Annotated in this window: 18 protein-coding genes; 7 read left to right on the forward strand and 11 right to left on the reverse strand. The window is 66.3% G+C overall.

Annotated features, from left to right (window positions below):
* Positions 1–3: 3 nt before the first annotated feature.
* Positions 4–867: a PfkB family carbohydrate kinase gene (locus C995_RS0100485; protein ID WP_018863056.1), complete on the reverse strand. Its 864-nt coding sequence runs from the start codon at positions 865–867 to the stop codon at positions 4–6.
* Between the two features lie 127 nt (positions 868–994).
* Between C995_RS0100485 and C995_RS0100490 the strand changes: the two genes are divergently transcribed.
* The gene (locus tag C995_RS0100490) at positions 995–1,405 is read left to right on the forward strand and encodes a nuclear transport factor 2 family protein (protein WP_018863057.1); all 411 of its coding nucleotides are present in this window, start codon (positions 995–997) and stop codon (positions 1,403–1,405) included.
* Positions 1,405–1,842: a nuclear transport factor 2 family protein gene (locus C995_RS0100495; protein WP_018863058.1), complete on the forward strand. Its 438-nt coding sequence runs from the start codon at positions 1,405–1,407 to the stop codon at positions 1,840–1,842. Before C995_RS0100490 ends, C995_RS0100495 begins: the two co-directional genes overlap by 1 nt.
* Positions 1,843–1,869: 27 nt before the next feature.
* On the opposite strand, the gene C995_RS0100500 is transcribed toward C995_RS0100495, so the two are convergent.
* From C995_RS0100500 to C995_RS0100525, 6 genes are all read right to left on the reverse strand, one after another.
* Positions 1,870–2,412 carry a shikimate kinase gene (locus C995_RS0100500; RefSeq protein ID WP_018863059.1) on the reverse strand — a complete coding sequence of 181 codons (543 nt, stop codon included), beginning with the start codon at positions 2,410–2,412 and terminating at the stop codon, positions 1,870–1,872.
* Between the two features lie 107 nt (positions 2,413–2,519).
* Entirely contained in the window at positions 2,520–4,640 is a 2,121-nt protein-coding gene (pilQ, locus tag C995_RS0100505; RefSeq protein WP_196800143.1) for a type IV pilus secretin PilQ, read from the reverse strand.
* Between the two features lie 33 nt (positions 4,641–4,673).
* Complete coding sequence (locus C995_RS0100510) at positions 4,674–5,216, reverse strand: pilus assembly protein PilP (protein ID WP_018863061.1); 543 nt, start codon at positions 5,214–5,216, stop codon at positions 4,674–4,676.
* On the reverse strand, positions 5,216–5,797 hold the full coding sequence (locus tag C995_RS0100515) for a type 4a pilus biogenesis protein PilO (RefSeq protein ID WP_018863062.1): 582 nt from the start codon (positions 5,795–5,797) through the stop codon (positions 5,216–5,218). Before C995_RS0100515 ends, C995_RS0100510 begins: the two co-directional genes overlap by 1 nt.
* A complete protein-coding gene (locus C995_RS0100520; RefSeq protein ID WP_018863063.1) occupies positions 5,797–6,360 on the reverse strand; it encodes a PilN domain-containing protein in 564 nt (187 codons plus the stop codon). The genes C995_RS0100515 and C995_RS0100520 overlap by 1 nt, the downstream gene beginning before the upstream one ends.
* Positions 6,357–7,424, reverse strand: a complete 1,068-nt coding sequence (locus tag C995_RS0100525) for a pilus assembly protein PilM (protein ID WP_018863064.1) — start codon at positions 7,422–7,424, stop codon at positions 6,357–6,359. Before C995_RS0100525 ends, C995_RS0100520 begins: the two co-directional genes overlap by 4 nt.
* A gap of 143 nt (positions 7,425–7,567) precedes the next feature.
* Here C995_RS0100525 and C995_RS0100530 point away from each other — a divergent pair, with 143 nt between their 5' ends.
* Together C995_RS0100530 and C995_RS0100535 are read left to right on the forward strand one after the other, a co-directional pair.
* On the forward strand, positions 7,568–9,940 hold the full coding sequence (locus C995_RS0100530; protein ID WP_018863065.1) for a penicillin-binding protein 1A: 2,373 nt from the start codon (positions 7,568–7,570) through the stop codon (positions 9,938–9,940).
* A complete protein-coding gene (locus C995_RS0100535) occupies positions 9,940–10,569 on the forward strand; it encodes a hypothetical protein (protein ID WP_018863066.1) in 630 nt (209 codons plus the stop codon). Before C995_RS0100530 ends, C995_RS0100535 begins: the two co-directional genes overlap by 1 nt.
* 46 nt (positions 10,570–10,615) lie before the next feature.
* On the opposite strand, the gene hemE is transcribed toward C995_RS0100535, so the two are convergent.
* The 4 genes from hemE to rpsU all read right to left on the reverse strand — a co-directional run bounded on the left by hemE (position 10,616) and on the right by rpsU (position 14,179).
* Complete coding sequence (gene hemE / locus C995_RS0100540; RefSeq protein WP_018863067.1) at positions 10,616–11,674, reverse strand: uroporphyrinogen decarboxylase; 1,059 nt, start codon at positions 11,672–11,674, stop codon at positions 10,616–10,618.
* An 8-nt stretch (positions 11,675–11,682) separates the two neighbouring features.
* Positions 11,683–13,086 (reverse strand): FAD-dependent oxidoreductase, encoded by a 1,404-nt coding sequence (locus tag C995_RS0100545; RefSeq protein WP_018863068.1) that lies wholly within the window; start codon positions 13,084–13,086, stop codon positions 11,683–11,685.
* Positions 13,087–13,476: 390 nt separating this feature from the next.
* The gene (locus C995_RS0100550) at positions 13,477–13,920 is read right to left on the reverse strand and encodes a GatB/YqeY domain-containing protein (RefSeq protein WP_018863069.1); all 444 of its coding nucleotides are present in this window, start codon (positions 13,918–13,920) and stop codon (positions 13,477–13,479) included.
* Between the two features lie 43 nt (positions 13,921–13,963).
* Complete coding sequence (rpsU, locus tag C995_RS0100555; RefSeq protein WP_012981683.1) at positions 13,964–14,179, reverse strand: 30S ribosomal protein S21; 216 nt, start codon at positions 14,177–14,179, stop codon at positions 13,964–13,966.
* 176 nt (positions 14,180–14,355) lie between these two features.
* Here rpsU and aroB point away from each other — a divergent pair, with 176 nt between their 5' ends.
* From aroB to C995_RS0100570, 3 genes are read left to right on the forward strand one after another with little or no spacing between them, the layout of a single operon-like run.
* On the forward strand, positions 14,356–15,480 hold the full coding sequence (aroB, locus tag C995_RS0100560) for a 3-dehydroquinate synthase (protein WP_018863070.1): 1,125 nt from the start codon (positions 14,356–14,358) through the stop codon (positions 15,478–15,480).
* Entirely contained in the window at positions 15,470–16,660 is a 1,191-nt protein-coding gene (locus tag C995_RS0100565; RefSeq protein ID WP_018863071.1) for a deoxyguanosinetriphosphate triphosphohydrolase, read from the forward strand. The genes aroB and C995_RS0100565 overlap by 11 nt, the downstream gene beginning before the upstream one ends.
* Positions 16,661–16,671: 11 nt before the next feature.
* Positions 16,672–18,522: an SPOR domain-containing protein gene (locus C995_RS0100570; RefSeq protein WP_018863072.1), complete on the forward strand. Its 1,851-nt coding sequence runs from the start codon at positions 16,672–16,674 to the stop codon at positions 18,520–18,522.
* Positions 18,523–18,561 lie beyond the last annotated feature (39 nt).

An 18,561-nucleotide genomic window follows, 5' to 3' on the forward strand; every position in this document is an offset into this window, starting at 1 on the left:
GCGTCAGACGTCGCCGAGGCCATCGAATCCTGCCTGCTGGAGCTTGCGCTCCGCCAGGCGCACGGCCGCGACCAGCGCCTGCTCGGGGGGCTCACCCGAAACCAGCGCGTTAATCAGCCCGGCATTGAAAGTATCACCAGCGCCCACGCTGTCGACGACGCGCAAACCCGGGGTGGGGGCGCAGTACACCTGGTGGTTATCCTGGGCGAGCCAGGCACCCTCGGCCCCGGCCGTCACCGTGACAATACGCCCGGGGTAACGGCGCGCCAGCTCGGCCACAGCCTCTTCAGGGCGGGCGCCAACCCCCTCTGCCCAGCCCCGCGACAGCATAAGGACATCGGCCCACTCCAGACACGCCTCCAGCCCCGGACGTGGTTTCTCCAGTTCCAGCGAGATCGGCTGGTCCGTCACGGCTTCGCGGACCCGGGGCAGGATCTCGCTCAGGGTCCCCGGCTGGCGCCCCTCGAAATGCAACCAGTCATACTCCTCCCAGGCGATCCGGCGAAGCTCGGCCGCGCTCAGCTCGGGGAGGCCACGATGATGTACGATCGTGCGGCTGCCCGACGCGCGCGACCGCAGGATGTGCGATGTCGGGGTCGCGCCCGGAGACCGCGGACAGGCACCGATATCGAGGCCGGCGGCGACCAGCCGTTCGCGCAGCCAGACACCCGCCCGATCCTCCGCAAGAACGGCCGCTAGCGCGACGCGGTGACCGAACTGCGCAAGGATACGGGCGGTGTTGGTCGCGTTCCCCCCGGGCTGGGAGGAGCTGGCCAGCGCGCGAACCTCGTCGTCCTCGCACGGATAGCACTCGACGTCCAGGGTGTGATCAAGCGTTGCGATGCCCGTAGTCAGGATGCGCGCCATGGTTGCTCTCGTCATTCGACCGGGGGCGTATTGTGCTGGCCGCGACGCGCCGCGTCATCCGCGTCATCCGCGACATCCCTGCGACAGGCTGCGACAATGTGGCCTCACCCGAGCACGACGAGCGGTAATGGCTACCTTCCCCTCTCCGGAAAGCGCCGAAGCGGCGTTCTACGAGGCCTTTCAGGCCGGCGACCCTGACGCCATGCGCGAGATCTGGCAGGACAGCCCCGAGTGCGTCTGCATACACCCCGGGGGCGAACGCCTGTTGGGCACCGACGTCATCCTCGAGAGCTGGGATGACATCCTGCCGAACATGCGCGGCGTGGTAATCCAGCGCACCGAGCTGAACGTGATCGCGGGGCAGGACCTGGTGATCCACACCCTGCGCGAAAACCTGTACGTCAGTGGCGAACGCCGTGGCGTCATGCTGGCCACGAACGGTTTCCGGCTCGAAGGGGACAGCTGGCGGATGTTTCTGCACCACGCCAGCCCCGACCCGGATCCGCCACCGGCCCGGGATGCGGGGCGGATTCACTGATGGGAAGCACGAGTGACGAATGCATGGCGGCCTACTACAAGGCCTTTCGCGCCGCGGACATCGAACAGATGATGCGACTGTGGGCAGAACGTCCGGATATCGTCTGCGTCCACCCGGGCAGCCCGCGCGCTCACCGCGGGGTGGCCGAGGTGATGGAGAGCTGGCTGCTGGTATTCGCGCGCGAGCTGAATATCGGGATCGAGCCGCGCATCGTCGGGCGCCAGGAAACGGCCGATAGCCTGAGTCTCGTGATCGAGGAGGCGATTACCCGCCCTGGCGATGTGGCGGCCACCGGGACCATCCTGATCAGCCAGACCTGGCGCCGTAGCGAAGGGGGCTGGCGCCTGCAGTTTCACCACGCCTCGCACGGTCGCCGCGCCCCGCCCTCCCAGCAGGGAATGTTCGTGCCGGATGGGGGCGGCTCCACCCGGCACTGACGTGCAAGCGGTGCTGACGCCAGAAGTTCAGCCCTCGGAACGGGGCTGGCACAGATCCGGACGCTGGACCTTGAGGGCATCACAGACCCCGCGAACGGCATCGCGCACGCGTCGACCTCGTCCCTCCAGCGTCATACTCGAAACCTCCTGATACAGCGGATCACGGCGCTCGAACAACTCCTGCAGCTTGGCCCGCGGATCCGCCACCTCGTTCAGCAGCGGGCGCTTGCGATTGCGGCGCGTGCGCCGGAACTGCTCCTCCACCGGGACGCGCAGGTAGATCACGAAGTGTTGGCGCAAGAGGTCGCGGTTCTCCGGGCGCTCGACAATCCCGCCGCCCGTGGCGATCACCGCACCATCGCGCTCCAGCAGCGATTGCAGCATCGCAGACTCGCGCTTGCGAAAACCCGCCTCGCCCTCGAACTCGAAGATCGTGGGGATATCCACGCCGGTACGGCGCTGGATCTCCTGATCGGTATCGAAGAACGGCCGCCGCAACAGCCCGGCCAGCCCGCGCCCGATTGTGCTCTTGCCGGCCCCCATGGGCCCTACCAGGACAATGTTCTGCATGGCGGCAAGGCTACTGGCCCAGCCGGACAAAGAAAAGCCGGGGGCAAGCCCCCGGCTTTTTCGCACCTTGCTGCCGACTCATCCAGAGGCCGGTAGAGCGCCCGCGCCTAGTCGAGCACGCGCGGGGTCACGAAGATTAGCAGCTCCGCCTTGGTATTCTCCGTGGAGCGGTTGCGGAACAGGTTGCCCAGGAACGGGATATCCCCAAAGAACGGGACCTTCTCCAAAGACGCGCTGCTCGTAATTTCGTAAACGCCACCCAGAACCACCGTCTCGCCATTGCCGACGAATACCTGGGTCTGCACCTCGCGCTTGTTGATTCCCGGCACACCCAGGACCTCGCGTTGACTGGGCTCGTCCTTGGTCACGTTGATATCCAGGATCACGTTGCCGTTCGGGGTAATCTGCGGGGTCACCTCCGTGGACAACACTGCCTCGATGAACTGAGTGGAGGTCGCACCGGAGGCGGTAGCCTCCTGATACGGGATCTCCTCGCCCTGCCGGATTGAAGCCGTCTGGCCATTGGCGGTAATCACACGCGGACTGGAAATGATCTCGCCACGCCCTTCGACCTGCAGGGCCGACAGCTCCAGATCGAGCAGTACACCACTGCGCAAGATGCTGATCCCGGCCTGACCGGCATTGCCGGCAGCCGGCAACGAACTGTTCAGACGGTCGCCAATGGCGACGCCACCCAAATCACCGGTTGCCCGGCCACGGGCATCATCTGCGCCCTCAATCGAGCCCGCCCCGCCGACTTGGGTGCGGCGGTCACCACGCGTGCCACTGATGCCGAAACGGGCCCCCAGCTCGCGATTGAAGGTGTCTTCCGCAATCACGATGCGGGTCTCGATCAGCACCTGCTGCACGGGCACATCGAGGGTCTGCACCAGACGACGTACGTCCTCGATGCGACTCTGCGTGTCCTGCACCAGCAGCGTGTTGGTGCGGCTGTCGATGGTGATGCTGCCACGCTCGGACAGGAACTGGCCGGTCTCGTCACCGCGGATCAGCGAGGCGATCTGCTCCGCCTGAGCGAAATTGATCTGCACAAATTCGGTGCGCAGCGGTTCCAGTTCCTGGCGATCACGCTGTGCCTCCAGTTCCAGACGCTCGCGAGCCGCAATCTCGTCGCTCGGAGCGACGTAGATCACGTTGCCGTCCATGCGCTTATCGAGCCCGCGAGAGCGCAGGATGATGTCCAACGCCTGATCCCAGGGCACATTGTTCAGCCGCAGCGTCATGTTGCCGTCAACGGTATCGCTCACGACAATGTTGAGGTCGGTGAAATCGGCCAGCAGCTGCAGGACCGAGCGTACCTCGATGTCCTGGAAGTTCAGCGACAGGCGCTCGCCCTCGAACTGCTCTTCCTCGCGACGACGGGCCTCGCGCTCGGCTTCGGTAATCGGTGCCACCTCGAGCACGAAGCGACGGTCGCTTTGGTAGGAGAGAACCTCGTATTCCCCGTGCGCGTCGACTTCCATACGCACACGCTCGCGCTCGGCAACGGTATCGACGGTACGAACCGGTGTGGCGAAATCGAGCACGTCCAGACGCCGCTCGAGGGATTCGTCCACCCGGGCGCGCGGGAACGTCAGCTCGACCTTGCCCGCCTGCTCGCGCACGTTGACCTCGGCCCCCGAGCGCGAGAGGTCGATCTCGACTCGCCCCTCGCCCTCGGAGCCGCGGCGAAAATCGATGCCCGTGATCTCGACCGGGCGCGCGCTGCGCGTGGTCCGCTCGGTCGGCTCGCCGACTCGCTCGGCCACCTGCTCCACGTCGGCGTCAGCCTCGGAGACCCCGCGCCCCAGGGTCAGGATCAGGTTGTTACCGTCCACCCGAGTCTGATACTCGGAGGGCTGGGTAAGGTTCAGCACCACGCGGGTGCGGTCGCCCGACTCGACGGCGGTGGCGGTCAGCAACGGCCCGACGTTGAGATCCGTCTCGCGGCTGCGCAGTGCGTTCCCGGCGTCGGGGAGGTCCAGGGCGATCCGCGGCGGGGAGTCGATGGCGAAGGCGCGGACATCTTCAGGGGGCGTATCGGAGAAGCGCAGATTGACCTGCACCCGGTCACCACTGATGCTGGCCGCCCGAATCTCTTCCAGTTCGGTCGCCGCCACCCCCTGCGAAACCATGAACAGCAAACCCGCCATCACGGTGCCCGCCAGCGCGCGCATGGAAGAACCCATGTGTAATCCCCTGTAGTTGTTGCCGGTATAGCGGCCCATTCGGTTCATCATCGTTATCGCTCCCCCCGACCGCTAGTCGGCCAGCGCCACGGAGTTTTCGCGTTCCACGTACCCACCGAAGGCATCCGGGACCACCTCGACCAGCTTCACCCGGGTGGCGGTGATCTCGACGATCCGGCCGTGGTTCTCGCCCATGTAATTGCCAACGGTCACGCGCTGAATGCCCCGATCCGGCGTACGCACCAGGGCATATCGCACCTCGTCCTGTTCCAGCGAGCCCACCATCCGCAGCGAATCGAGCGGGAAGCTCTCGAGAAATTCACGCGGGCGATCGGGATCGATCTCGGCATCGCCGGGCTCGCCCTCGGCCACCGCCAGGTCGGGCTGCGCGATCACGGAGGAGTCGAACGGGGAGCGGGTATGTCCGGGGTACAGGAACGGCTCGTGCGGCTCCAGCGTCGGGATCGGATCGATGCCACTACCCGGGCGCTCGTTGACCTCCGCGACGTAGTGTTCCAGGTCGCTCTTGTCCGGGGCACAAGCCGACAGGACAAGTGTGCCCAGCAGGCCGAGTGCGAGTGCCGCTCCCAGGGATCGCTGTGCAGGGTTCCGCATCAGTGGTCCTCCAGGTAGCGGTAAGTGCGCGCGGTGGCGTCCATCAGCAGGTCGTCATCGTTATCGCCCCGACGGATGTGCATATCATGCATGGTCACCACACGCGGGAGGGCCGAGGTCCCGCTGACGAACTCGGCAAGCTCCTCGTAGTCGCCGCGTACCCGCAAGCGGATCGGGACCTCGGCGTAGAAGTCCCGGCGGTTTTCCCCACGCGGCTCGAACAGTTCGATCTCGAGCCCGGCCTGCAAACCGGTCTGTGAAATATCCACCAGCAAACTGGGAATCTCGGCGCTGCTGGGCAACAACTCCAGCAACGAGGCAAACATGCGTTCCATCTCCTCGAGCTGCTCCTCATAGGCCTCGAGGTTGGCGGCACGCTGTTGCTTCTCCTCGAACTCGGCGCGCAGCTGCTGCTCGCGATTCTCCGCGCGTTCCAGCTCGGTACGCTGCTCGCCAATGAAGAAGTAATAGGACAGCCCCAGGATGAGCAGTACGATCACAACGAGGATCAGCGCCTTGACACCCCCGGACGCCTCGCCAATGTTGTTGAGGTCGATTTCGTTGAGTTCCTTGATATTCATCAGGAATCCTCCTCGACATCCGCCGGCCGTGTCTGGGTGGCGTCGAGGCGGAAGTCACGCACCTGCAGGCGCCCTTCCTCGCGCCGCTCGATAATCTGCAGGTTGGAGTCAGCCAGCCAGGGCGAGGCGTCGATACGACGCATCAGAGCGGAGATCCGGGTATTGGATTCGGAACGCCCCGTCAGGCTGATGTGCTCGCCTTCCTGGCGCACCTCGTTGAGATAGGTACCATCCGGCAGCGTCTCGACCAGCTGATCGAACAGGTGCACGGCCTCCGGGCGGCGAGCCTGCAGCGTCTGGATGACCTCCATGCGCGCAATCAGGGCCTCGCGCTGTTCATCCAGGTCGCGGATGCGGGCAATCTTGCGGTCCAGCTCGCGGATCTCGCTCTCCAGCATCTGGTTGCGCGACTGCTGGTGATCGATCAGCGCGCTCATGAAGGTATGCCCGCCGAACGCCAGCAGTATCCCGACCACGACTGCGCCGCCCACGGCACCAAAGAATTGCTTGCGTCGCTGCTCGCGAGCCCTCTCGCGCCACGGGAGGAGATTGATGTGGATCATCCGGCGTACCCCCTGAGGGCCAGGCCACAGGCCGTAAGCAGCGCGGGGGCATCATTGGCGAAGCGCTGCTGATTCACACGGCGGGAAAGCGCCATCCCGCGAAACGGATTGGCAATCGATACCGGCGTCCCGGAGCTTTCCTCGAGCATCTCGTCGACACCCGCGATCGCCGCGCAACCGCCACCGAGCAGGATGTGGTCGATCGAATCCTGCGGGCGGGTCACGTAGAAGTACTGCAGCAGACGCTGGATCTGGTCCATCATCGTCTGCTTGAAGGGTTCGAGGATATTGCTGACATAGTCGGCCGGAAGGTCGCCGCTCATCTTGGCGGAACCGGCCTCCTGATAGTTCATGCTGTAGCGGCGCATGATCTCCTCGGTAAGCATACGCCCGCCGAAGTTCTGCTCGCGGGTGTAGACCACCCCCTCGGTCTGGCTGACGACATAGACCGCCGTCACCGAGGAACCGACGTCGACGATGGCGACGACAGGCTTGTTCTCGCGATCGGGAATCTGCTCCATCAGACGTCCGGAGGCGTGCTCGATCGCGTAGGCCTCGACATCGACCAGCTCGGGGGTCAGCTTGGCGGATTCGGCGATCGCCACGCGCGAGTCGACATTCTCGCGCCGCGAGGCGACGACCAGGACGTCGACCAGCTGGGGGTTCTTTTCGTTCTTGCCAAGGACCTGGAAGTCCAGATTGACCTCTTCGAGCGTGTAGGGGATGTACTGATCGGCCTCGACGAAGACCTGGCCCTCGAGCTCGGGGTCGCTGAGCGTGGCCGGCATCTGGATGGTCTTGGTGATGACCGCCGAGGATGGGACGGCCATTGCACAGTGCTTGAGCTTTGTGCCGGAGCGTTTGACCGCGCGCGCGAGCGCGTTCCCCACCGCCTCGGTGTCCTGGCAGACCTTGTCCACCATCACACCGTCCGGCAGTGGCTCCACCGCAAAGGCTTCGACCCGGTAGCCCTTACCCTGGCGGGCGAGCTCCAGCACCTTCACCGCGGCGGAACTGACATCCACACCCAGCAGTCCCTGCTTGCTCTTTCCGAGACTCAGCACACGTCCCCCTGTATACCCCGATGAAAGTAACTGGTAGCGTTACAATCAAGTATGCTAGCTCGTTCACAATATACACTGCGAAATCCGGGTTGCAAGTTGCTTTGAAAGCTACTTCTTACCTTGGCCCCACTTTTTTTACAGTCATGAAGCCGATTCTCAAGATTTTTGCGGCGTTACTGGCCCTGGTTCTGGCGGCCGGAATCGGCGTATCCGCGGCCATTGCGGCGCTCTACGTGCACTATGCCCCGACCCTCCCGGAGGCAGAGGCCGTACGTGATGTACGTCTGCAAACCCCGCTACAGGTCCGCACCGCCGATGGTCTGCTGATGGGCGAATTCGCAGAGGAACGCCGCATCCCGCTGCCAATCGACGAAATCCCCGAACGCGTCCGCCAGGCCTTTATCGCGGCCGAGGACGAGCGGTTCTACGATCATCCCGGGGTCGACATTGTTGGCCTGGCAAGAGCGGCGATCAACGAGATTTCCACGCGCGGCGACCGCAGTCAGGGGGGGTCCACGATCACCATGCAGCTGGCGCGCAATGTCTTTCTGACACGCGACCGTACCTATGAACGCAAGCTGCGCGAGATCTTCCTGGCCATTCGCATGGAACAGGAGATGACGAAGGACGAGATCCTCGAGCTGTACCTCAACAAGATTTACCTGGGCCAGCGCGCCTACGGGATCGAGGCAGCCGCACGGGTCTACTTCGACCGCTCGGTCGACGAGCTGGAGCTGGACGAGATCGCTGTCCTCGCGGCACTGCCCAAAGCCCCCTCCACGACCAACCCGGTCGCCAGCGCCCAGCGCGCCGAGATTCGTCGCAATTATGTGTTGCGGCGCATGCTGGATACCGGCGCGATCAGCGAGTCGGAATACGAGGAAGCAGTGGCCCGCCCGGTATCGTCCGAGCGGCACGTGGCCGCCACCGAGGTCGATGCCCACTGGGTGGCGGAGGCGGCCCGCCAGATTGTGTTTAACCTCTGGGGCGACGACGCCTACCGGCGCGGTCTGCAGGTGCATACCTCCATCGACTCCCGCTACCAGGAGGCCGCCAACCAGGCCTTGCGCGAGGGCCTGCTGCAATACGACGAACGCCACGGGTATCGCGGGCCGGAGGATCGACTGGGCGAGGAGAGCATGGCCGACGCCGAGTCGCGCATGCGCGCCCTGAAGGCGCGCGGCGTGCACGGGCGCCTGCTGTTCCCGGTGGTCGTCATGGAACGCGAAGGCGACGGCACGTTGCACGTCGACGGCGGCCAGATCGGCGAGCTCACCATCGCACCGCGCGACCAGGAATGGGCACGCAACCCCGAGTTCGAGGTGGGCGACGTGGTTCGCGTCCGCCCCTACACGGATGGGCGCTGGCGTCTGGCACAAAAACCGGAAGTAACCGGCGCAGTCATCGCCCAGTCGCCCGAGGATGGGGCCATTGTCGCCCTGGCCGGCGGTTTCGACTTCTTCGAGAACCGGTATGACCGCAGCACCCAGGCCCAGCGTCAGCCAGGCTCCGCGTTCAAGCCGCTGGTGTACGCGCTGGCGCTACAGGAAGGCTATCGCCCGGAAGGTATGCTGGTGGACGCGCCGATGGTCTTCGACGATCCCGCGCTGGGGGCCGAGTGGCGACCGCAGAACTACTCTCGCCAGTTCCAGGGCGAGATGAGCATGCGCGATGCCCTGGCCCAGTCGCGCAACCTGGCATCGATCCGCCTGCTCAACAGCCTCGGGCCGCAGCGCGTGCACGAACAATTGCCACGCTTCGGCCTGGACCCGGACCAGCACCCGAGCAACCTGTCAATGGTGCTCGGCACCGGCGGGGTTACACCCCTGCAACTGAACAATGCCTATAGCGTGTTCGCCTCCGGCGGCAAACTGCACAGCCCGTGGATGATCACGCGCATCGAGACGGGCGACGGCGAACTGCTCTACAAGGCCCCAACGGAGCGGGCCTGCCCCGACCCCTGCGAAAACCCGCCCGGCCAGGACCTGTACCTGAACGCCAGCGGGGGCCCGCTCCAGTACACCGACCCGGCACAGGTCCTGGAGCCGGGTGCCGCCTGGCAGATGAGCAACATGCTGGGGCACGTGATCACCGCCGGCACCGGGCGCCAGGCGCAGCAGCTGGGGCGCTCGGACCTGGCAGGCAAGACAGGCACCACCAACAGCTATCGCGATGCGTGGTTCTCGGGCTTCAACGCCGACATCGTGGCCACCGCCTGGGTCGGCTTCGACGACAACCGTGAACTGGGCCGGCGCGAGAGCGGTGGACGCACAGCGCTCCCGCTCTGGGTACGGTTCATGGACTCGGTCCTGACCGACGCGCCGGAGCGACCGGTCGAGCGGCCGGATGACCTGCAGCGTGTAGCCATCCTGCCCGACGGCCGTCGCGCACCAAGCGAGGAGACCCCGGGAGCCAACATCCAGTGGCTGATCCCGCAACAGGTTCCGGAGCGCGGCCAGGCACCCTCGGGTCCCAGCGGGGAGAACGGCCAGAGCCCACCCGAATCGGTGTTCTGATGAATCCTTCTCGTATACGTCAGGAACTGGCCCAGGAGGCCGCCAGGATCCTGTTGGACGATGGGGTCCGGGACTTTGCGCTGGCCAAGCGCAAGGCGGCCGAGCATCTGGGTGTCGATTCCCGCCACGAGATGCCGCGCAACAGCGAGATCCAGGCGGCCGCGATCGAGCGCAGTCGCCTGTTCGCAACCGACGACAGTCGTCAGGCCTATCGCGACCGCCTCGAGGCCGCTCGGATCGTGATGGAACGGCTGGCGGAGCTGGAACCGCGCCTGGTCGGGCCGCTACTGGACGGCATCGTCGAGCGCCAGCCACTGGTCAATCTGCACGCGTTTGCGGAGACGGTGGAGGAGGTCATCCTCGATCTGGGCGAACGCGGGATCCGGTGTCAGACCGGCGAACGCCGCTATCGCAGTCGCCAGGGGCGCGAACAGCGTGTGCCGTTTCTGAGCTTTCGCGGGCCACACGACACGGACATCGAACTGACCGTGTTCCCGCTGGACGGGCTGCGCCAGGCGCCGCCATCGCCGGTGGATGGCAAACCCATGCCCCGCGCCGGGCGCGCGGAGGTCGATCAGCTGCTGGCGGTCGCAAACGCTGACGCACCCGCGACCGCCAGCGCGCCCTGATCAGGCCGCCCTGATCAGGGCGCTCCAGGCTTGAGAATGCACTGAGTCAATCGCGCCGGTAGGAGGTCACGGTCTCGACCAGTGTCGCAACCCGATCCGGGTCGATGCCCGGATGAATCCCGTGCCCCAGGTTGAAGACATGCCCGGTATCGCGGTCGAACCCGTCCAGCACCCGCAGGGCCTCCTCCCGCACGACCGCATCCGGCGCGTACAGCACCGACGGATCCAGGTTGCCCTGCAGCGCCACGCGGTCGCCCACGCGGCGGCTCGCCTCGCCAATCTCGATCGTCCAGTCCAGCCCCAGCGCATCGGCGCCGGTCTCGACCTGCGCCTCGAGCCAGGCATCGCCACCCTTGGTGAACAGCGTGACCGGCACGCGGCGGCCGTCGTGGTCCCGGATCAGGCCATCGACGATGCGCTGCATGTAGGCCAGCGAGAACTCGCGATAGCCACGCGGCGTCAGCGAGCCGCCCCAGGTATCGAAGACCATCACGGCCTGCGCACCGGCGCGAATCTGCGCGTTCAGATATTCGGTGACCGAGGAGGCGACCTTCTGCAGGAGCGCATGCATCGCCTGCGGTTCGCCGTACATCAGCCGCTTGGTCTCGGCGAAGTCGCGCGAGCCCTGGCCCTCGACCATATAGGTGGCCAGCGTCCACGGACTGCCGGCAAAGCCGATCAGCGGCACCTCGCCATTCAGCTCGCGGCGGATCAGGCGCACCGCGTCCATTACGTAGCGCAACTCCTGCTCCGGATCCGGCACCGGCAGGTTCTCGATCGCCTCGAGCGAACGGATCGGGTCGCGGAAGCGCGGCCCCTCGCCGGTCTCGAAGTACAGTCCCAGCCCCATCGCATCCGGGATGGTGAGGATGTCCGAGAACAGGATCGCTGCATCCAGAGGGAAGCGGCGCAGCGGCTGCATCGTGACTTCGCAGGCCAGCTCCGGGTTCTGACACAGGTTCATGAAGCTGCCGGCCTGGGCGCGGGTCTCGCGGTACTCCGGCAGGTAGCGTCCGGCCTGGCGCATGATCCAGATCGGTGGGCGGTCCACGGGCTCGCGCAGTAGCGCGCGCAGCAGGCGGTCATTCTTCAGGGGCTGGGACATCGAAGAGCTCAAACGCCGAGATATTCAAGAATGCCTTCGGCGGCCTCGCGGCCCTCGAAGACAGCGGTCACAACCAGGTCCGAACCGCGCACCATGTCGCCGCCGGCGAAGACCTTCGGGTTGCCGGTCTGGAAGGCGTGGTCGCCGACGGCCTGCACGCGGCCGCCCTCGTCCACGCCGATCTTGTATTCGGCGAACCAGTCGGCTGGGGAAGGACGGAAACCAAACGCGATCAGCACACGGTCGGCCGGGATCACATGCTCGGAGCCCGGCACCGGCTCCGGCCGACGGCGGCCGCGCTCGTCCGGCGCGCCCATCTGGGTGCGCACCACCTTCACGCCCTCGACCTTGCCGTCGCCGACGATCTCGACCGGCTGCACGTTGAACTCGAACTGGACGCCCTCTTCGCGGGCATGCACCACTTCCTTGCGCGAACCCGGCATGTTTTCCTCGTCGCGGCGATAGGCGCAGGTCACGGAGGCTGCGCCCTGTCGGATCGAGGTGCGATTGCAGTCCATCGCAGTGTCGCCACCGCCGAGGACCACCACACGCTGACCGGTCACGTCGATAAAGCCGTCTTCATCGTGTTCCCAGCCCATCACCTGGCGGATGTTGGAGATCAGGAACGGCAGCGCCGGATACACCCCCGGCAGGTCCTCGCCCGGGAAACCACCCTGCATCGCGGTGTATGTCCCCATGCCGAGGAACACGGCGTCGTATTCCTCCAGCAGGGTATCCATATGGACGTCGCGGCCGATCTCGGTGTTCAGGCGAAACTCCACGCCCATGCCCTCGAGGACCTCGCGGCGGGTGCGGATCACCTGCTTTTCGAGCTTGAACGGCGGGATGCCGAAGGTCAGCAGACCGCCGATCTCCGGGTAGCGGTCATAGACCACCGCCTGCACGCCGTTGCGCGCCAGGATATCGGCGCACCCCAAACCGGCCGGGCCGGCGCCGATTACGGCTACACGCTTGTCGGTCGGGGTGACATCGGACAGGTCCGGGCGCCAGCCGGCCTTCAGGGCCTCGTCGGTGATGTACTTCTCGACCGAGCCGATGGTGACCGCGCCGAAACCGTCGTTCAGCGTGCAGGCGCCCTCGCACAGGCGGTCCTGCGGGCAGACTCGGCCGCAGACCTCGGGCAGGGAGTTGGTCTTGTGCGAAAGCTCGGCGGCGGCGAACAGGTTGCCCTCTTCCACCAGCTTCAGCCAGTTCGGGATGAAGTTGTGGACCGGGCATTTCCATTCGCAGTACGGATTGCCACACGCCAGGCAGCGGCCCGCCTGCTGACCCGCGGTCGCCGGATCGAACTGACCGATGATCTCGCCGAACTCGTGGATACGGATCTCGGCAGGGGTCTTCTGAGGGTCCTGGCGCGGCAGGTCCAGGAACTGCATCGGATTGGAAGCCATGGATCACTCGCTCCGACGGGAACCGGCGGCATGACGCCACGGGGTTCAACCGTTCATGCGTTCAGGAAAGGAACGTTTCGCTCAACCAAGCGTAACGGTCAAGAAATCTCCAGGGTAACGCGGGTGAATGTACGCATTCGCGCTCGAGTCGATTTTGCCTGCTGACAAGGCGCGGTGAGCGCGGTGTAGCCGAGCTACATAAGCGAGCCGCAACGCCGTCAGCAGGCAAAATCGGCCGAGCCCCTTCGCCCAATAAAATGGTGGGGGTTGGAGCTGCCTGTTCCCCGATACAGCGTTGCGCCACTTGCGGGTAGAACCACTACCCGCTGCACGACGCGCCTTGTCTCGGGAAACCGGCAGCACCAACGCGAATGCGTACATTCACCCGCGTTACCCTAGCGCTGCACGGACCTTCTGGCTGACAACGCCCATGTCCGCGCGGCCGAAGACCCGGGGCTTGAGCACGCCCATTACCTTGCCCATGTCGCTGGGACCGGCGGCGCCGGTTTCGGCAATCGCCTCGCCAATCATCTGCTCCAGCTCGGCGTCGCCCAGCGGCTCGGGCATGTACGCCTCGATCACCGTGATCTCGGCGGCCTCGCGCTCGGCCAGGTCCTCGCGGCCACCCTTGCGGTACTGGTCGATGGAGTCGCGACGCTGCTTGAGCATCCGGTTGAGGATGGCCAGCACCGCGTCGTCGTCGGCCTCGCGCCGCTCGTCGACCTCGAACTGCGAGACCTCGGCCTGGATCAGGCGCAGCGCCGCAAGGCGTTCCTTCTCCCGGGCCCGCATGGCCTGCTTCACGTCATCCTGCAACCGGGCCTTGAGCGACATTGGAAGGGTCCTCGATCCGGGCCTGACGCCCGAAAGGCGATTCTTAGTACAGACGCACCCGACGGGTCATGTCGCGGGAATTCTTCTTCAGCTGGCGCTTCACCGCTGCGGCGGCCTTGCGCTTGCGCTCGGTGGTCGGCTTCTCGTAGTACTCGCGGCGGCGGACTTCCGCGACCACGCCGGCCTTCTCACAGGTGCGCTTGAAACGGCGCAGGGCAACCTCGAAGGGCTCATTCTCGCGAACTCGTACGTGCGGCATACAATCTCCGGATGCGAATGCTGATTCGTCTACCAAAACAAAAACGCCACCCGAAACACTCCGGGCAGCCATGCAGAACTCCCTATGGTAATCCAACCGGCGCCATTTGCAAAAGTCCGTGAAGCGATACCCATCCTGACCGCGCACGCGCTTACGCCCAAAGCGGCACGCACGCTATGATGCCCCTGATGAACGCACCCGGCACGCAAAACCTGAACGTCGAGCTGGGCGAGCGCAGCTACCCCATCCGGATCGGACCGGGCCAGCTCGCCGCCGCCGACACCCTGCGCCCGGCGCTCGAGGGCCGCCGCGTGGCGGTGGTGACGAACACCACCGTGGGTCCGCTGTACGGCGAGTCCCTGCGCGAAACGCTCGGCCAGTGCGGGATCGCTGGCGAGCCCCTCTGGATCGAGCTGCCCGATGGCGAGGCCCACAAGACCCTGGCCACGGTGGAATCGATCATCACCCGCCTGCTGGAGGCCCGGCTCGACCGCGGCAGCCGCATCGTCGCGCTGGGCGGAGGCGTGGTCGGCGATATTGCGGGATTCGCCGCGGCGATCTACCAGCGCGGGATCGATTTCGTCCAGGTCCCGACCACCCTGCTGGCCCAGGTCGACTCCTCGGTGGGCGGCAAGACCGGGGTCAACCACCCGCTGGGCAAGAACATGATCGGCGCCTTCCACCAGCCGCGCGCGGTGCTGATCGACACCGACACCCTGAAGACGCTGCCCGAGCGCGAGCTGCAGGCGGGACTGGCCGAGGTCATCAAGTACGGACTGATCCGCGACGCCGAGTTCTTCGCCTGGCTGGAGGCCCACATCGACGACCTGCGCGCCCTGGAGCCCGAGGCGCTGGCCCGGGCCATCCACCGCTCCTGCGCCTGCAAGGCCGAGATCGTCGCCGCCGACGAACGCGAAGGCGGCATCCGCGCCCTGCTGAATCTGGGCCATACCTTCGGCCACGCGATCGAGGCCGGCATGGGCTATGGCGAATGGCTGCACGGCGAGGCCGTGGGCACGGGTATGGCGATGGCCGCACGCATGTCGGAACGCATGGGCTGGCTGAGCCCGGCCGAGCGCGAACGCGCCGAGGCCCTGATCCAGCGCGCCGGCCTGGCACTGGATCCGCCAGACCACATGACCGCCGAGCGCTTCCGCGAGCTGATGGCGATCGACAAGAAGGTCGCCAGCGGCCGTCTGCGTCTGGTGCTGTTACGGGGGATCGGCCAGGCCGAACTCACCGACCAGTTCGACGTGTCGGCGCTGGACGCGACCCTGCACGAGGGCACCCGTGTCGCCTGAGGCCCTGGCCACCACACCCCGGGTCGACCGGGCCTCCGGGCTCGCGGCGTACGCCGCCGACCCCGCGGCCTCGCGCGGCCGGAACCACCCGGAAGCGCCGCCACGCCACCGCAGCGATTTCCAGCGCGATCGCGACCGCATCGTGCACTCCAGCGCGTTTCGCCGCCTGGAATACAAGACCCAGGTCTTCATCAGCCACGAGGGCGACCTGTTCCGCAACCGCCTGACCCACTCGCTGGAGGTCGCGCAGATCGGTCGCTCGATCGCCCGTGCCCTGCGCCTGAACGAGGACCTGGTCGAGGCCATCGCCCTGGCGCACGACCTCGGCCACACCCCGTTCGGCCATGCCGGCCAGCATGCCCTGAACGACTGCATGAAGGCGTACGGCGGCTTCGAGCACAACCTGCAGTCGCTGCGCATCGTCGACCTGCTGGAGCGCCACTACGCGGAATTCGACGGCCTGAACCTGACCTTCGAGACACGCGAGGGCATCCTCAAGCACTGCTCGCCGCAACGGGCGCTGGAATTGGGCGCAATCGGGCGGCGATTTCTCGAGAAGCAGCAGCCCTCGCTGGAGGCGCAGCTCGCCAACGTGGCCGACGAGATCGCCTACAACAACCACGATGTCGACGACGGCCTGCGCTCCGGACTGCTCGACATGGACCAGCTGACCGAGGTGAGCCTGTTCCGCGAATGCCTGGAGGCAGTGCACGCACGCTACCCGGGCCTTGAGCCGCGACGGGTTCAGCACGAAACCGTTCGCCGCATGATCGACGCCCTGGTCTCCGACCTGATCGAGACCAGCCAGGCCGCGATTGATGATCAGCGGGTGCAAAGCCCGGACGATGTCCGCCAGGCTGACCAGTCCCTGATCCGCTTCAGCCCGGAGATGGCGGACCAGGCGCACGAGCTGAAGGTCTTCCTGCGCGAGAACCTGTACCACCACCATCAGGTGCACGCGGTGATGCACAAGGCACGCCAGCTGATTCAGGACCTGTTCGCCGCGTTCGACTCCGAGCCGCGGCTGATGCCGGAACGCTTCCAGCGGCACGCCGAACAACTGGCGGGCACCGACCCGCATGCGCCGCAGCGCGCGATTGCCGACTACATCGCGGGCATGACCGACCGCCACGCCATCCGTGAACACCACCGCCTGTTCGATCTGGGCACGCTGACCTGAGACTGAGACCCATGGCGCTTTCCGACCAATGCCTGAAACAGCTCGGCCTGCACACGGCGCCGTTCGACGAGACGCCCGACGAACATTTCATCTACACCGATCCGCTGCTGGACGGCCTGCTGGAATCGGCGCGCGCCGCCCTCGATGCCCCGGGCGCCATCGTGATCATGACCGGCGAGAACGGTTCCGGGCGCAGCCTGCAGTTGATGCGCCTGCTGGCCATGCTGCCAGAACCCTTCGAACTGATCGCCTTTCGCGCGCGCATCAACACCCAGTTCGAGTCGGTCGATCACACCATTCGCAGTTACCTGCGCTCGCAGAACGCGGACGACCCCGATCGACCCCTGACCGAATTGCTGGCCGAACGCGTGGCGATCGGCATGGACCCGGTAATCGCGATGGACGACGCCCATCTGGTGGGCACCGACATCGTGAACAACCTGATGCGCATGCGCAGCGAGGTACTCGAGTCCCAGGGCCGCGCACCGCGCATCGTGCTGGTGGGCTCCGGCGGCCTGCTCCGCCGCCGCCTGTACCTGCCGGACCCCTCCGACGAAGACCAGGTCACGCGCGTCAACCTGCGTGCCTTCAATCTGGAGCAGACAGCCGCGTACCTGCGTCACCGTCTGCAGGCGGCAGGCCTCGACGATCCGGAGCGCCTGCTCGACCAGGACACGATCCACCACCTGCAGACCACCAGCCAGGGCCTGCCCGGCAACCTGAACCGCGAAGCCAACCAGGTCCTGGAACGCCATTGCCGCAGTGAGCGCCATGCAGCCAGTGCGGCCGGCGCATCCACGGCACCGGGCGCCACCGCTTCCGGCATCGCGCTGGGTGACGAGGCCGAACGCGAGGATGAACCGTCGCCCACGGCATCGGAGGCCACGGGCGTCACCCTCGACTCCGACGCCGACCTCGATCGCGACAGCGGCCCGATGCTGCGGGCCCAGCGCGACGAAGACGAGTTCACCCCGGCCGCCGAGGCCCTCGCACAAACCGACAGCGATGACGAGCCGGAACGACCACCGGAATCCGAGTACGAACTGGACGAACCCAAGGGGGAGCAGCGCACCGCCCCCTTCTGGAATCAGCGATGGTTCGTGCCGGCGGTCGCGGCCACGGTCGCGATCGGTATCGCCGCCCCTGTCGCCCTGCAGCTGATGGACGGCCGCGAAACCGAGGCGGAACAGGAGGTCGTCGAACTCCCGCTACCCGAAACCAGGCCCCCGGCATCCCCGGGGGAGGACGACCAGGTCGCCCCCGACCCGCTGGAGCATACCGACGACACGCTGACCGGCCCGGACGTCGAGCCCCTGCCTGGCCGGGAACCCCCGAGCGGTGACCCAATCGCCGGCATCGAGGCCGAACCAGCCGCGGAACCTGAGCCACAACCCGAGCCCGCGCCGGAACCCGAGCCTGAACCCGAGCCTGAACCCGAGCCTGAACCCGAGCCTGAACCCGAGCCTGAACCGGAGCCAGAACCGGAGCCAGAACCAGAGCCAGAGCCCGAGCCGAAACCGGAGACGACAACCGAGGCCCTGGCCGACGAGGATGGTGACAGCGAGCGCCTGCGCGGCGACCTGGAGTGGCTCGGCAACCAGTCCTCCGATGCGTTCACCATCCAGCTGATCGCGGCCCCGGACATGTCTACTGCCCGCGGCTATGCGGATCGCCACAACCTGGGCGGCATCCGCTACATCCCCACGCGGGTCAACGATCGCGACTTTGTGGTCGTGCTGGCCGGTTCGTTTAGCAATCGCGACGCCGCCGAAGGCGCAGCATCCGACCTGCCCGAGGCGGTCCGCAACGAGGGTCCCTGGATCCGCTCCATCGGCTCGGTTCAGGGGGTCGCCCGGGAGTAGGTCCCCACCCGGACGCACCCCAACCCGCGCCGCCCCGTG

The organism is Thioalkalivibrio sp. ARh3, from assembly GCF_000377265.1.
Taxonomy (GTDB): Bacteria; Pseudomonadota; Gammaproteobacteria; order Ectothiorhodospirales; family Ectothiorhodospiraceae; genus Thioalkalivibrio; species Thioalkalivibrio thiocyanoxidans.

Excerpts from the sequence above, each read along its gene's own strand:
- C995_RS0100485 (WP_018863056.1), bottom strand. The coding sequence starts at position 867 with ATGGCGCGCATCCTGACTACGGGCATCGCAACGCTTGATCACACCCTG.
- C995_RS0100490 (WP_018863057.1), top strand. The coding sequence starts at position 995 with ATGGCTACCTTCCCCTCTCCGGAAAGCGCCGAAGCGGCGTTCTACGAG.
- C995_RS0100495 (WP_018863058.1), top strand. The coding sequence starts at position 1,405 with ATGGGAAGCACGAGTGACGAATGCATGGCGGCCTACTACAAGGCCTTT.
- C995_RS0100500 (WP_018863059.1), bottom strand. The coding sequence starts at position 2,412 with ATGCAGAACATTGTCCTGGTAGGGCCCATGGGGGCCGGCAAGAGCACA.
- pilQ (WP_196800143.1), bottom strand. The coding sequence starts at position 4,640 with ATGGGCCGCTATACCGGCAACAACTACAGGGGATTACACATGGGTTCT.
- C995_RS0100510 (WP_018863061.1), bottom strand. The coding sequence starts at position 5,216 with ATGCGGAACCCTGCACAGCGATCCCTGGGAGCGGCACTCGCACTCGGC.
- C995_RS0100515 (WP_018863062.1), bottom strand. The coding sequence starts at position 5,797 with ATGAATATCAAGGAACTCAACGAAATCGACCTCAACAACATTGGCGAG.
- C995_RS0100520 (WP_018863063.1), bottom strand. The coding sequence starts at position 6,360 with ATGATCCACATCAATCTCCTCCCGTGGCGCGAGAGGGCTCGCGAGCAG.
- C995_RS0100530 (WP_018863065.1), top strand. The coding sequence starts at position 7,568 with ATGAAGCCGATTCTCAAGATTTTTGCGGCGTTACTGGCCCTGGTTCTG.
- C995_RS0100535 (WP_018863066.1), top strand. The coding sequence starts at position 9,940 with ATGAATCCTTCTCGTATACGTCAGGAACTGGCCCAGGAGGCCGCCAGG.
- hemE (WP_018863067.1), bottom strand. The coding sequence starts at position 11,674 with ATGTCCCAGCCCCTGAAGAATGACCGCCTGCTGCGCGCGCTACTGCGC.
- C995_RS0100545 (WP_018863068.1), bottom strand. The coding sequence starts at position 13,086 with ATGGCTTCCAATCCGATGCAGTTCCTGGACCTGCCGCGCCAGGACCCT.
- C995_RS0100550 (WP_018863069.1), bottom strand. The coding sequence starts at position 13,920 with ATGTCGCTCAAGGCCCGGTTGCAGGATGACGTGAAGCAGGCCATGCGG.
- rpsU (WP_012981683.1), bottom strand. The coding sequence starts at position 14,179 with ATGCCGCACGTACGAGTTCGCGAGAATGAGCCCTTCGAGGTTGCCCTG.
- aroB (WP_018863070.1), top strand. The coding sequence starts at position 14,356 with ATGATGCCCCTGATGAACGCACCCGGCACGCAAAACCTGAACGTCGAG.
- C995_RS0100570 (WP_018863072.1), top strand. The coding sequence starts at position 16,672 with ATGGCGCTTTCCGACCAATGCCTGAAACAGCTCGGCCTGCACACGGCG.